Here is a 13,178-nt window from a genome sequence, read left to right on the forward strand (position 1 = left end):
CCGGTCAGGCTGCGCCGAGCACGCTCTTCGGCTCGAGGAAGGCCTCGAGTCCGAACGCGCCGAACTCGCGGCCCAGGCCGGATTGCTTGAAGCCGCCGAACGGCGCGAGCGGCTCGTGGTGCAGGCCGTTGATCTGCACGCGGCCGGCCTGCAACCGTGCCGCCACGGCCCGGGCGCGCGCCGGGTTCGACGACGACACATAGGCCTGCAGGCCGTAGACCGAGTCGTTGGCGATCGCGATCGCGTCCTCCTCGTCGCGGTAGCCGATGATCGACAGCACCGGGCCGAAGATCTCCTCGCGCGCGATGGTCATGTCGTTGCGCACGTCGGCGAACACCGTCGGGCGGATGAACCAGCCGCGCGGCAGCCCGTCGGGCCGGCCCGCGCCGCCGACCACCAGCCGCGCGCCTTCGGCGATGCCGAGCCCGATGTAGCGCTGCACCCGATCGAACTGCCGCTGGCTCACCATCGGCCCGATCGTCGTCGACGGATCGGCCGGGTCGCCGACCCGCAGCTGCGCCACCGCGTCGCCGATGCGCTGCGCGTACTCCGCGATGCGCGCCTGCGGCACCAGGATGCGCGTGCCGGCGATGCAGGCCTGGCCGCTGTTGATGAAGCCGGCGGCGACGGCGAGCTTCACCGCGTCGCCGATGTCGGCGTCGTCGAGGACCACGGTCGGCGACTTGCCGCCGAGCTCGAGTGTCACGCGCTTCATCGTGTCGACCGCGGCGCGCAGGATGCCCTTGCCGACCGCCGTCGAGCCGGTGAACGAGATCTTCGCGACATCGGGGTGCGTGCCGAGTTCGGCGCCGACCACGTCGCCGCGGCCATTGACGATGTTGAACACGCCCGGCGGCAGGCCGGCCGCATGCAGCGCCTCGGTGACGACCTGCGTCTGGATCGCGCTCATCTCGCTGGGCTTGATCACCGCGCTGCAGCCGGCCGCGATCGCGGTCGCGAGCTTGGTGCAGATGAAGCCGGCGTTCGCGTTCCATGGCGTGATCAGCCCGACCACGCCGACCGCGTCCATCACGACCTCGGCGCGGCCGATGCGGCGTTCGAGCGGGTAGTCCTCCAGCGTCTGCGCGGCCAGCAGGAAGGCGTCGGCCGCGTACTGCGCGCCCCATTGCGCGCGCGAGACCGGCCCGCCGTACTCCAGGATGGTCGCGTCGCGGATGTCGTCGACACGCGCCAGCACCGCCTGGTGCAGGCGGCGCAGCATCGCGACACGCTCCGCCTTCGGGCTGCGCGACAGGCCGGGCAGTGCCCGCTTGGCGGCCGCGATCGCACGCCGCGCGTCGTCGGCGTCGCCGAGCGTGACCTGGCCGATGCGTTCCTCGGTCGCCGGGTTGAAGAGGTCGAAGCGTTCCTGGCCGTGCGGGGCCACGAAGGCACCGTCGAGGTAGATCCGGGTGATGTCGTGCATGTCGATGTCCTGTGCGCTGAAGGGATGCAGCGAATCTAGGTGCCCGTCATTGATTTGATAAGCTGCATGAACCTTCACGACTCGTTTCGGGAATCAGGACAATGCACCGCTCGGGCCTCGTCGAACTGGAAGCGGTGCTCGCGGTGGCGCGACACGGCAGCTTCCGCGCGGCGGCCGCCGACATGGGGATGTCGACGTCGGCGCTGAGCAACGCGGTGGCCGGGCTGGAGGCGCGGCTGGGCGTGCGGCTGTTCAACCGGACGACGCGCAGCGTGGCGCTGTCGGAAGCCGGCGAGCAGTTCGTCGCGCGCATCGCGCCGGCGCTGGGCGACATTCGCGGCGCGATGGAGGCGGTGAACCTGCTGCGCGACACGCCGGCCGGCACGCTGCGGCTGAACACCTCGGTCGGCGCGGCGGGCATCGTGTTCGAGCCGATCGTGCTCGCCTTCCTGAAGCGCTACCCGCAGATGCAGGTCGACCTCGTCACCGACGGGCGGCTGATCGACATCGTCGCCGAGGGCTACGACGCCGGCATCCGGCTCGCCGAGGCGGTGCCGCGCGACATGATCGCGGTGCCGATGAGCGGCGAGATGCGCACCGCGGTGGTGGCGTCGCACGACTACGTGGCCGCGCATGGCGCGGCGGCCACGCCGGGCGACCTGATGCAGCACCGCTGCATCCGCTGGCGCCTCGCGAGCGGCGCGCGCTACCGCTGGGAATTCGAGCGGCGCGGCGAATCGTTGACGCTGGACGTGCCCGGACCGATCACGCTGGACGAGCCGTCATTGATGCGCGAGGCGGTGCACGCCGGGCTCGGCATCGGCTACCTGTCGGAACTGCACGTCGGCGACGACCTGAAGCAGGGCCGGCTGGTTCGCATGCTCGACGAATGGACGCCGCCCTACGCCGGCATCTGCCTGTACTACCCGACGCGCCGGCATGTGCCGGCGGGGTTGCGGGCGTTCATCGCGCTCATTCGGGAAGTGACGCAGGGCTACAGGAAATAAGGCCGCTCGTCGGCGAACAACAGCGTGCGCGCCGCATCGCGCCAGGCCGACGGCGCCTCGCGGCCCAGCAACACGACGCCGGCCGCATAGGCGTGCATCCGCCAGCGGAACGACACCTCGGCGAGCACGCGGTCGGCCACACCGACATCGCGCGTCTTCTGCAACTGCTCGAAGAACATCCGCATCAACGCCGCATCGGTCGGCGAGTGGCGCGCGACGACCGCGACGAAGGGCGCCATGTCCTGTCCGCCGCGCACCGCGACGGCCGCCGCCAGCCAGGCGGTGGCCTCGTCGACACCGCTGTCTGCCGGCAACGCGGTCGCGCGCGCGACCATCTGCGGGTCCGCGCCGTCGGACGCCGCCGTCAGCCGCAGCAGCCGCGCCTGGCGGTGCGCCGAGCCGGTGGCCGCGGCCTTCATCGCGGCATCGAAGCGGCCGCGCGCCAGTTCGGCGTACTCGGTCGGCAGCGGCTCGTCGGCCGTCGACGTGCCGCTTTCCATCGCCAGCCGGGCGCGCAGCACCGGCGACGCGCGCGTCAGCTCGGCCATGTGCTTCGCGTCGTCCTGCTTCAGGAAACGTCGAAGCCGCGCCTCGTCGACCGCGATGTCCTCGGCCAGCGGCGCCAGCCGGGCACGCGCTTCGCCGAGGCCGGCCAGGCCGGCGTCCAGCCGGCCGAAGTCGAGCTCCGAATACGCCGCCGCGTAGCCGAACCACGCATGCGTCGGCCAGCGGGCATGCCCGTCGATGAAGGCCTGCCACTTCTGCGGGTTCTCGCTGTCGCAGCGCACCGCGGCATAGCGCAGGTTCGGGTTGTCCGGCGCGGCCCGGCTGGCCGCCACGTGGCGCGTGCAGACCTCGGCATGCGCTTCGGCCAGCGTGCCGTCCTGCTCGGCCCGCAGCGCGGCCACTTCGTCGGGCGTCGCCTTCAGCCGCTCGCGCAGCAGGCCGAGCAACTGCGCGTCGTCGCCGACCATGCCGAGCCACAGCAAGGCCCGCGGGCTGCCGCCGGCATCCCAGCGCAGGTGGGTGGCGATCAGCTGGCGGCGTTGCGCGTCGTTGGCCAGCGCATTCAGCTGGCGCTCCGGCGACAGGTCACCCAGGCCCTGCAGCACGGTGCGTGTACCGCCGCCGCCCTTCGTGCTGATCGTCTTCGGCGGCTCCTCGAACACATGCTCCGCGCCGGTCGACGACCAGCGCGGCGTGCCGAGCAGGCGCTCCGGGATGCTCTGTGTGCGGCCATAGACTGCTGTCCACTCGACCAGCGGCGCGGCCGCCGCGACGTTGTAGACATAGGTCCCGAAGCTGCCCTTCGCATCGGCTTCGAACGATTCGATCAAGGCGCCCTTCGGCGTGCGCGATTCGACCTTCACCATCCGGCCGGCCGGCAGCGTCAGGCGGCCGAGCGCACTCGGCCCCACCGCCAGCTTGCGATCGGCCACCGACACCTCGATCGGCGTGCCGAGCGCGTTGTAGACGACGATCTGCGCATCGCCCACCGAGCCGCCCAGCCCCAGCACCGCGGCGATGATGCCGCCGGCCACGCCGAGCCGCGCCAGTGCCGGCAGCGCGCCATCGGCGGTCTGGAAGCGCGCGAGCCAGCCGAGGCGCGTCTGCCGCTCGCGTTCGCCGCCCGCCAGCAGCGTGTCGTAGTCCGACGGTGCGCGCGAGGGTTCGGGCGCTGCGGCCGGCAGCTCGGGCACCGCTTCGCCCTGCACACGCCTGGCGACCAGCGCCTCGGTGCGCAGCAACTGGTCGAGCGCCTGCGAGCGCAGCCGGCCGCAGGCGCCGGCCAGCTGGTCGACCCAGCCGTCGACCACGCCGAGCCAGTCGCCGAGGTTGTCCTTGCTGGTCGGCGGCAGCTTGAACTCGCCAAGCAGTTCGCTCCAGCTCGCGACGCCGAGCTTGTCGCGCAGCGTGCTGTCGAGCAGCACCGCATCGCGCTGGTCCGACACCCGCTGCAACGCCGACTGCAACTGGTTCGCGACCACCACCAGCCGGGCGACGCCGGCCTTGCCGACGCGCCGCGTCGCGCTCTCGACCTGCCACGCGTTCGACAGCAGTCCTTGCGCATCGCGCAGGTTGGCCTCGCTGTGGTCGGCGTAGTGCAGCAGCGCGAGCAGGCCGTCGAGGTAGGCGTCCCAGCCGCCGCCGAGCTGCGCCGCCGCGGCGCGGTGCGTGCTGCGGCAGGCCTTGTCGTGCGCCAGCAGGCGTTGCTCGACCTGGCGGAGTTCGCGCTCGACGCGCTTCAGCAGGCCCGGCAGCTCGCCGTGCTTCAGCGTGCGGTCGCGATGGCGGATCACGCCGCCGGGGGCCTTCAGCGCGCCGGAGGCCAGCGCGCGCAGCTGGGCCAGCTCGCGCTCCAGTTCGCGCAGCCGCGCCACGTCGTCGAGCAGCGACTCGGGGTAGAGCGCGGCGAGCGCCTCGCGCGTGCCGTCGCGCTGCGCCGGGTCGACCAGCTCGGCGGCGCGCTTCACGCTGCGCGTGACCGAGCGGCCGAGGTACACGCCGCGGTAGCGGCCCTGCAGGCTTTCGCGGGCGAACTGCTCGTCGAGCGCTTGCAGCGAATCTTCGATCGCGATCGGCGTGAGCTTCGTCTCGCCGATCAGTTGCGCGGTGACGCGCTCGCGCAGGCCCGGCGCGTCATCGAACAGCGCCCAGGCGCTGCGGTCGTCGAACGGCGCAGCCACGTAATGGCGCTTCGCGTTGGCCTCGCGCTCGTGGTTCAGCGGGTGCGTCAGCCACATGCGCGGCGGCTGCGCGACCTCGGCCTTGAACAGGCGGTGTTGCTGCGGCTTGTCGGCCGGCAGCGCCGGCACGCGGTGGTATTGCGGGTCGTTCAGCACCTGGCCCATGCGCTGCATCACGCGCGACTGGATCGCGAAGGCATCCCGCGTGATGCGCTCCTTCCCATGCTCGCTGCCGATGAAGCCGAGCGTGCGGTCCCACGAATCGTCGGCCGCCTGCAGCTTGTGCAGCGCGTGGATCAGCGCGTCGCTGCCGGTCAGCGACACCGCCACCAGGTCGGCCTGCATCTCCATCTCGCGCGACAGCGCACGCTGCACCAGCAGCACCGCCGAGAACGCGCTGTCGACCAGCGAGCGGATCGCCCAGACGATCACGCCGAGCACCCAGCCGACCCACGCGATGCGGATGTCGAAGCGCGACAGGCCGTTCAGGAAGGCGTCGAGCTTGTCGCGCCGCGCGACCAGGTGGGCGGCGATCTGCTGTGCGACGTAGACCCAGCGGCCGACCGCCATCGACTTCTGCGCGAAGTGGCCGAACTCGTGCGCCAGCACGGCGCGCATCTCGCCCAGCGTGACAGCGTTGACGAGGCCGAGTCCGATCTCCAGGTTCTTGCGCGACGGCATCACGAGGTTCAGCACCGACAGGTCGTAGAACACCGCGGCATTGACGCGCGCCGACAGGAACACCTTGTGCGGCCGCGGCGCGCCGGCGCGGTCGGCCAGCTTGTGCAGGAACTCGAACAGGCGCGGCTGTTCGGCCGCGGTGATCTCGAGCGTGTTGTCCTGCGAACCCTGCTTGACGAAGAAGACCGCCTTCAGCATGAAGACCGCGAGGAAGGCGGCGCAGCCGCCGATCACCCAGCCCCAGACGGCGCCGCCGGACGAATGCTCGGCGCCGAGCGTGAGGCGCCAGGCGGTGAACAGGAACCAGCCGGCGAGGCCGACGTACAGCAGCATGAAGGCCGCGAGCGCGGCGACGGCGCCCCAGGCATGCCGCTTGTACGCGGCGCTGGGCCGGGCCAGCCTGGCCACCAGCTTGGCCCGTGGCGCCTTGATCGGTGAACTCATTCCCTCGGTCCTTTGCGACCGCCCTCACGGCCGCTGCGCGGATGGTAGAGGAAGGGGTCGCGCCGACGAAGGCAGTTTCACTCGAAAGGTGCGTCCACCAGCCCGTTCAGCTTCGCATACTGCAGCAGCATGATCGTCTTGCCGTCGCGGATGCGCCCCGACGCGACCCAGGCCAGCGCTTCGTCGAGCGTCGGTTCGAGCACCTCGATGTCCTCGCCCTCGTGCTGCTCGCCGCCGCCCTTCGACACCTTGTCGCGCGCCTCGTACGCGCCGACGAAGAAGTGCAGCCGCTCGGTGACCGAGCCGGGGCTCATGTAGGCCTCGAACACCTGGCGCACCTCGGCGATGCGGTAGCCGGTTTCCTCTTCGGTCTCGCGGCGGATGCAGGTGGCCGGGTCGTCGCGGTCGAGCAGGCCGGCGCAGGCTTCGATCAGCATGCCGTCCGGCGTGCCGTTCACATACGCCGGGAAGCGGAACTGGCGCGTCAGCACCACGGTGCGCCGCTCGCGGTTGTACAGCAGGATCGTCGCGCCGTTGCCGCGGTCGTAGGTCTCGCGGCTCTGGCGCTGCCAGCTGCCGTCGCTGCGCAGGAAGTCGAAGCTCGTCTTCCTGAGCACGTACCAGTCGTCGCTCAGCACCTTCACGTCGACGATGCGCACGCGGTCGTTCACGGCATTCTCCGGATCAGGATGGAAACGCGATGATTCGTGCAGATTCGTGCACTGTCAAGCAGTTTCATGCACACTCGCAACCATGCTGACCGAACAACGCAAGCAATTGATCCTGGGCCGCCTGCGGCAGGACGGGCAGGTCGTCGCCGCGACGCTGAGCGACGAATTGGGGCTGTCGGAAGACACCATCCGGCGCGACCTGCGCGCGCTCGCCGCCGAAGGCCTGCTGCAGCGGGTGCACGGCGGCGCGCTGCCGGCGTCGGCCGCGGTGGCCGATTTCTCGGCGCGCCGCGCGGTCGAGCCGCAGGCCAAGGCCAGCATCGCGCGCGCGGCCGCCGCGATGGTGCAGCCGGGGCAGATCGTCTTCATCGATGGCGGCACCACCTGCCAGCAGATCGCGCGGCAGCTGGCCCCGACGCTGCGCGCGACGGTCGTCACGCACAGTCCCACGATCGCGCTCGAACTGGTCGAACATCCGCGGGTCGAGGTCGTGCTGATCGGCGGGCGGCTGTTCAAGCATTCGGTCGTGGCCGTCGGCGCCGGCGCGCTGGAGGCGATCGGCCGCATCCGGGCCGACCTGTACTTCATGGGCGTCACCGGCGTGTCGACCGGCGCCGGGTTGTCGACCGGCGACCTGGAAGAGTCGCACATCAAGCGCGCGCTGATGACGCAGGCGGCCGAGACCTGGGTGCCGGCGTCGGCCGAGAAGCTGCAGAGCGCGTCGGCGTACACGATCGCGCCGTGCAGCGCCGCGACCGGGCTGATCGTCGACACCGACACGCCGAAGAAGTCGCTCGCCGGCTTCGAGAAGCTGGGATTGGCGGTCGTTCGGGCCTGAGCGGAACGGCGCTACTTCTGCTTCCTGTAGGCCTGGTCCGCCGGCGGGCCGCGGTCGGTGTCGACCAGGCCACGCGAGACGTCGCGGTGCGCCTGCTCGATGCGCGGACGCGGCTGGTCGTCGCGCTGGCTCGACTCGTCGCGCTCGTGCGGCAGCTGCGGTTCGGAATCCTGGTCGCGCCGCACGGTGGTGTCGCTCTTCTGGCCGGAGGCCGGCTGGGTGGTCATGGCAGATCCTTCGGGCAATCAACGCTTGCCTGTCGGGACACTGTGACCCGCATTGCAGGGGCAGGCTGTCGGCCACGGCTGCGCGGTGCTGTAGGACACGGCCCGGGCACACCGCCCAGCGAAACGCCCTGAAAGAGCCGCGGGTGCTCCCGCTTGCCGCAGGCGGGGCGATCCACTAACCTCGACCGGCCCCTCACCGCTCAGCGCCTGCGGCGCGAAAGGAGAGCGCCATGCCAAGCCCATCGAACCCGGCGGCTGCTGCGAACCCAGCGAACGCCGGCATTGCGGCCATCCGGACGCTGGCGCTGGTCGGCCAGACGGCCTCCGGCAAGACCAGCCTGACCGAGGCGCTGCTGTGCAAGGCCGGCGCGATCGGCGCCCCCGGCAGCCTCGACCGCGGCACCACGGTCAGCGATTTCGACCCGCTGGAACGCCGCGTGCAGCACTCGCTGAATTCGACGGTGATGCATTTCCGGCATGGCAGTTCGCAGATCCACCTGATCGACACGCCGGGGATGCCCGATTGCGTCGGCCAGTCGATGACGGCGCTGGAGGCGGTCGAGACCGCGGCCATCGTGATCAACGCGCAGTCGGGCATCGAGATGATGGCCTCGCGCATGATGGACTGGGCGGCGCACCGCGGCCTGTGCCGCATGATCATCGTCAACAAGATCGACGCGCTGGGGCTGGACCTGCCGGGCCTGGTCGCGCGGATCCAGGCCACCTTCGGCAAGGAGTGCCTGCCGCTGAACCTGCCCGCGGCCCAGGGCACCCAAGTGGTCGACTGCTTCTTCAATCCGTCCGGCGAGGCGGATTTTTCATCTGTGGAGAGCGCACACCGCGCGCTGGTCGAGCAGGTCGTCGAGGTCGACCCCGGCTTCGTCGACCGCTACCTGAACGACGGCGACGTCGACCCGCGCGAGCTGCATGCGCCGCTCGAGCAGGCGCTGCGCGAAGGCCACCTGATCCCGATCTGCTTCGTGTCGGCGCGCAATGGTGCCGGCGTGGCCGAGCTGCTCGACGTGATCGACCTGCTGCTGCCGAACCCGACCGAAGGCAACCCGCCGCAGTTCCTGAAGGGCGAAGGCGCCGATGCGAAGGAGCTGCATGCGCAGCCGGATGCGTCGCTGCACGTGATCGCGCATGTGTTCAAGGTCACCGTCGACCCGTATGTCGGCAAGATGGGGATCTTCCGCATCCACCAGGGCACGGTCACGCGCGACAGCCAGCTCTACATCGGCGACGGCCGCAAGCCGTTCAAGGTGGGCCACCTGTTCATGCTGCAAGGGAAAGACCACGTCGAGGTGCCGCGCGGCATCCCCGGCGACCTGTGCGCGGTCGCGAAGGTCGACGAGATGCACTTCGACGCGGTGCTGCACGACGCCGCCGAGGACGACCACCTGCACCTGAAGCCGCTGGAGTTCCCGGTGCCGGTGCACGGCCTCGCGATCGAGCCCAAGCGGCGCGGCGACGAACAGCGCATGTGGGAGATCCTGCAGAAGCTGGTCGACGAGGACCCGTGCCTGAAGGTCGAGCATGCGGCCAGCACCAACGAGACGGTGGTCTACGGCCTGGGCGAGCTGCACCTGCGCACGCTGCTCGAACGCATGAGCGAGACCTACAAGTGCGAGGTGTCGACGCGGCCGCCGCGCATCGCGTACCGCGAGACGGTGACGCTGCCGGCCGAAGGCCACCACCGGCACAAGAAGCAGAGCGGCGGGGCCGGCCAGTTCGGCGAGGTGTTCCTGCGCATCGAGCCGCTCGCGCGTGGCGCGGGCTTCGAGTTCGTCGACCAGGTGAAGGGCGGCACCATCCCCGGCCAGTTCCTGCCGGCGGTCGAGAAGGGCGTGCGCCAGGTGCTCGACAGCGGCGTGATCGCCGGCTACCCGGTGAAGGACGTGCGCGTGATCGTCTACGACGGCAAGCACCATTCGGTCGATTCGAAGGAGGTGGCCTTCGTGACGGCCGGCCGCAAGGCCTTCATCGATGCGGTGCTGAAGGCCCAGCCGATCGTGCTGGAGCCGGTGGTGAAGGTGGAGATCACCGCACCCGATTTCTCGATGGGCGACATCACCGGCGACCTGTCGGCCAAGCGCGGCCAGGTGAACGGCACGCGCACCGTGCAGGCCGGCAGCATCACGGTGCACGGGCTGGTGCCGCTGTCGGAGCTGAACGGCTACCAGGCGCGGCTGAACGGCATGACCGGCGGGCAGGGGCGCTACACGCTGGAGCTGAGTCACTACGAGGCGGTGCCGCCGTCGGCGCAGACCACCCTGATGGGTCAGTACAAGGCGCGCGACGACGATTGAGGTTTCACGCCTCGTGCGGTTTCACCTTGCTGGCGGCCAGCTTGGCCTGCGTGCGGGCGACCTCGACGTCCTGGTCGTGCACCAGCGCGACGCCCATGCGGCGCTTCGTGAAGCTCTCCGGCTTGCCGAACAGGCGGATCTCGCTGTTCGGCACGCGCATCGCGTCGGCGACGCCGTCGAACACGATGCCCTTCGCTTCGACACCGCCGTAGATCACCGCGCTCGCGCCCGGGCTCTTCAGCGAGGTGTCGACCGGCAGCCCGAGGATCGCGCGCGCATGCAGCTCGAACTCGTTCTGCCACTGCGTGATCATCGTCACCATGCCGGTGTCGTGCGGGCGCGGGCTGACCTCGCTGAACCACACCATGTCGCCCTTCACGAACAGCTCGACGCCGAACAGCCCCTGGCCGCCCAGGTTGTCGGTGACGGCCTTCGCGATCTCGCGCGAGCGCGCCAGCGCGGCCGGCGTCATGCGGTGCGGCTGCCAGCTCTCGACATAGTCGCCGGCCACCTGCACATGGCCGATCGGGTCGCAGAAGTGCGTCTCGACCTGGCCGCCGGCACCGAGCGCACGCACGGTGAGCTGGGTGATCTCGTAGTCGAAATCGATGAAGCCTTCGACGATCACGCGGCCATGGCTGACGCGGCCGCCGGCCATCGCGTAGTCCCACGCGGTCTTCACGTCGGCCGGGCCGTCGATCTTGCTCTGGCCCTTGCCGGAGCTGCTCATCACCGGCTTCACGATGCAGGGGTAGCCGATCTTGCCGTCGATCGCGGCCTGCAGCTCGGCCAGCGAATCGCAGAACACATACGGGCTGGTCGGCAGCGCGAGCGTTTCGGCGGCCAGGCGGCGGATGCCCTCGCGGTCCATCGTCAGGCGCGCGGCACGGGCGGTCGGGATCACGCGCACGGTGCCGGCGGCTTCGAGCTCCTCGAGCATCGGCGTGGCAATGGCCTCGATCTCGGGCACCACCAGCAGCGGGCGCTCGGCCTCGATCAGCGCCTTCAGCTGCGCCGGATCGCTCATCGTGATGGTGCGGGCGTGGTGGGCGACCTGCTGGCCCGGCGCGTTCTCGTAGCGGTCGACCGCGATCGTCTCGACGCCCAGGCGCTGCAGCGCGATCAGCACCTCCTTGCCCAGTTCGCCGCTGCCGAGCAGCATCACCTTGGTGGCTTGGGGAGAGAGGGGGGTTCCGAGGGTCGTCATGGTGCTGCGCGCCGTGAAAGGGTTGTGGGCGGAAAGAGCGTGATTTTGCCGACGACCCCGGCCGCATCTGCTGATGCACGAAGATTTATCATGCAGCACCATGCAATCCGGCTCCCGCGACGTGGCCCAGACCCGCCTTGACAACGCGCTGGCCCTTTTCGATGAATTCGTCCACAACACCATCAAGCATCCGGATGCCGCCACGCTGAGGGGCCTCGAACGGCGCTTCGCCGAGCGCCTGCAGATCCAGCCGAGCTACTGGAGCCAGATCAAGAGCCGCTCGCGGCAGATCGGCGAACGGCTCGCGCGCCAGTTCGAGGTGCTGTGCCACAAGCCGAACGGCTGGATGGATCAGCCGCACGATGCGGCCGGTTCCCCGGCGCCCCCCGCCGCCGCCCTCGCCGACGACGCGGTGCGCAACGTGCCGCAGGACGACGACGAGCGCTTCATCGTCGGGCTGGTGCTGACCTACTACCGCCGCCATCCGCAGCGCGCCCGCACGCGGCTGCTCGACCTGCTCGGCGAGGTGCTGATGCCGGCGGCGGAGCCGGCCAGGCCACCGGCCGCCCCGCCGGGCCGTGCGAAGGCCGTGCCGCCCAGCGCCGCCCCGCCCGCCGAAGACCTGTGGGCCCGCACGCAGGCCGGCATCGCGCCGCTGAAGAAGAAGCGCTGACCCGCGGCGGCGCCGGGGCCCGACGCTCGGCCAGGTGTGGATTCGTCCCCACACCTTCGAACAAGGGGGTTGAAATTGATAATCGATTGTTTATCATCTGCGCAAGTCGTGATGCACACCTTGATCACGGCGACGCCCCGCCCCTCAACCCCGGAGTCCCCACGTTGATCGCCTTCGCACTGAATCCCGCCCTTGCCCGCCGCGCCTTCGCGCCGTCGGTGCCGGCGTTTCAGTGTCTCGGTGGCCGTCGGGCCCCGCCCGGTCCGCTTGCCGGCTGAGCCTCGCGACGCACGCGCGCTCATCCCGACGGCCCGGTGGCTTCCCGCACCGGGCCGTTGTGCTTTCTGGCCCCGCCGTTCTCGTCCGCCCAGGAGATGTCTCATGACCAAGATCACCATGCCAGCCCGCAAGCCCCGCAATCCGTTGGTGGCGCCCGCGCACTTCCGTCGCGCCGGCAGTCACCAACCCGGTGGCACCTCGCGACAGGATGCGCGCCGCGCGCTACGCCGCGAACTCGACCAGCTCAGCCCCCGGCTGCGCCACAGTCCATGAATCCAACGCAGCGCCAGCGCGCTGCCGACGAAGGAAATGATCATGACCAGCTCGAAGCCCCAGACGTGGCGCACCCTGACGCCGCGCCATCCCGGCTCCTCCCTCGCGCGCCGCACCGCAGCGGCCGCCTTGAAATCCGCGAGCGCCGTGCTCGCTGAACTGGCCCAGCGCCTGGCGGCTCCGCCGGCGCCGCCTGCACCGCCACTGCCGCCGGTGCTCGAGTTCTACGCGCAGTCCGGCGCCCCCGAAGGGGCGCTGTACCTCGACGGCGAACTCGTCGGATGGGTACCGGGCGTCACGCGCCTGTGATCCACCGTTGAAGCGTGAAAGTGAAACGGGGGCCTCGCGGCCCCCGTTTTCATTCAGACGTCGCCGTGCGCATGCACCGGCAGCGGCTTCGGATGCCGCTTCTCCCACAGCTTGTGCACCAGCACCGCGACCGGCACCCAGCCCAGC

General features: G+C 70.5%; 11 protein-coding genes. 6 read left to right on the plus strand and 5 right to left on the minus strand.

Annotated elements, in window-relative coordinates:
• Positions 1-4: 4 nt before the first annotated feature.
• Positions 5-1,426 carry an aldehyde dehydrogenase family protein gene (locus ASC98_RS22595; protein WP_056810645.1) on the minus strand — a complete coding sequence of 474 codons (1,422 nt, stop codon included), beginning with the start codon at positions 1,424-1,426 and terminating at the stop codon, positions 5-7.
• Between the two features lie 101 nt (positions 1,427-1,527).
• Here ASC98_RS22595 and ASC98_RS22600 point away from each other — a divergent pair, with 101 nt between their 5' ends.
• Positions 1,528-2,433 carry a LysR family transcriptional regulator gene (locus tag ASC98_RS22600; protein WP_056810640.1) on the plus strand — a complete coding sequence of 302 codons (906 nt, stop codon included), beginning with the start codon at positions 1,528-1,530 and terminating at the stop codon, positions 2,431-2,433.
• Here ASC98_RS22600 and ASC98_RS30765 read toward each other — a convergent pair.
• Together ASC98_RS30765 and nudK are read right to left on the minus strand one after the other, a co-directional pair.
• Complete coding sequence (locus ASC98_RS30765; RefSeq protein ID WP_082596148.1) at positions 2,421-6,245, minus strand: M48 family metallopeptidase; 3,825 nt, start codon at positions 6,243-6,245, stop codon at positions 2,421-2,423. The genes ASC98_RS22600 and ASC98_RS30765 overlap by 13 nt on opposite strands.
• Before the next feature lie 77 nt (positions 6,246-6,322).
• On the minus strand, positions 6,323-6,916 hold the full coding sequence (nudK, locus tag ASC98_RS22610) for a GDP-mannose pyrophosphatase NudK (RefSeq protein WP_056810637.1): 594 nt from the start codon (positions 6,914-6,916) through the stop codon (positions 6,323-6,325).
• 82 nt (positions 6,917-6,998) lie between these two features.
• Between nudK and ASC98_RS22615 the strand changes: the two genes are divergently transcribed.
• On the plus strand, positions 6,999-7,754 hold the full coding sequence (locus ASC98_RS22615; protein ID WP_056810634.1) for a DeoR/GlpR family DNA-binding transcription regulator: 756 nt from the start codon (positions 6,999-7,001) through the stop codon (positions 7,752-7,754).
• 11 nt (positions 7,755-7,765) lie between these two features.
• Here ASC98_RS22615 and ASC98_RS22620 read toward each other — a convergent pair whose 3' ends face one another.
• Positions 7,766-7,981: a hypothetical protein gene (locus tag ASC98_RS22620; RefSeq protein WP_056810631.1), complete on the minus strand. Its 216-nt coding sequence runs from the start codon at positions 7,979-7,981 to the stop codon at positions 7,766-7,768.
• Between the two features lie 230 nt (positions 7,982-8,211).
• Between ASC98_RS22620 and fusA the strand changes: the two genes are divergently transcribed.
• Positions 8,212-10,290, plus strand: a complete 2,079-nt coding sequence (gene fusA / locus ASC98_RS22625) for an elongation factor G (protein WP_056810628.1) — start codon at positions 8,212-8,214, stop codon at positions 10,288-10,290.
• A 4-nt stretch (positions 10,291-10,294) separates the two neighbouring features.
• Here fusA and purT read toward each other — a convergent pair whose 3' ends face one another.
• Positions 10,295-11,497 carry a formate-dependent phosphoribosylglycinamide formyltransferase gene (gene purT, locus ASC98_RS22630; RefSeq protein ID WP_056810625.1) on the minus strand — a complete coding sequence of 401 codons (1,203 nt, stop codon included), beginning with the start codon at positions 11,495-11,497 and terminating at the stop codon, positions 10,295-10,297.
• A 100-nt stretch (positions 11,498-11,597) separates the two neighbouring features.
• Between purT and ASC98_RS22635 the strand changes: the two genes are divergently transcribed.
• The 3 genes from ASC98_RS22635 to ASC98_RS22640 all read left to right on the plus strand — a co-directional run bounded on the left by ASC98_RS22635 (position 11,598) and on the right by ASC98_RS22640 (position 13,031).
• A complete protein-coding gene (locus ASC98_RS22635) occupies positions 11,598-12,170 on the plus strand; it encodes a hypothetical protein (protein ID WP_056810622.1) in 573 nt (190 codons plus the stop codon).
• A gap of 381 nt (positions 12,171-12,551) precedes the next feature.
• Positions 12,552-12,722: a hypothetical protein gene (locus tag ASC98_RS31375; RefSeq protein ID WP_200953039.1), complete on the plus strand. Its 171-nt coding sequence runs from the start codon at positions 12,552-12,554 to the stop codon at positions 12,720-12,722.
• A 42-nt stretch (positions 12,723-12,764) separates the two neighbouring features.
• Entirely contained in the window at positions 12,765-13,031 is a 267-nt protein-coding gene (locus ASC98_RS22640; protein ID WP_056810704.1) for a hypothetical protein, read from the plus strand.
• The last annotated feature ends 147 nt before the right edge of the window (positions 13,032-13,178 follow it).

Origin of the sequence: Rhizobacter sp. Root1238, assembly GCF_001425825.1 — a bacterium.
Taxonomy (GTDB): Bacteria; Pseudomonadota; Gammaproteobacteria; order Burkholderiales; family Burkholderiaceae_C; genus Rhizobacter.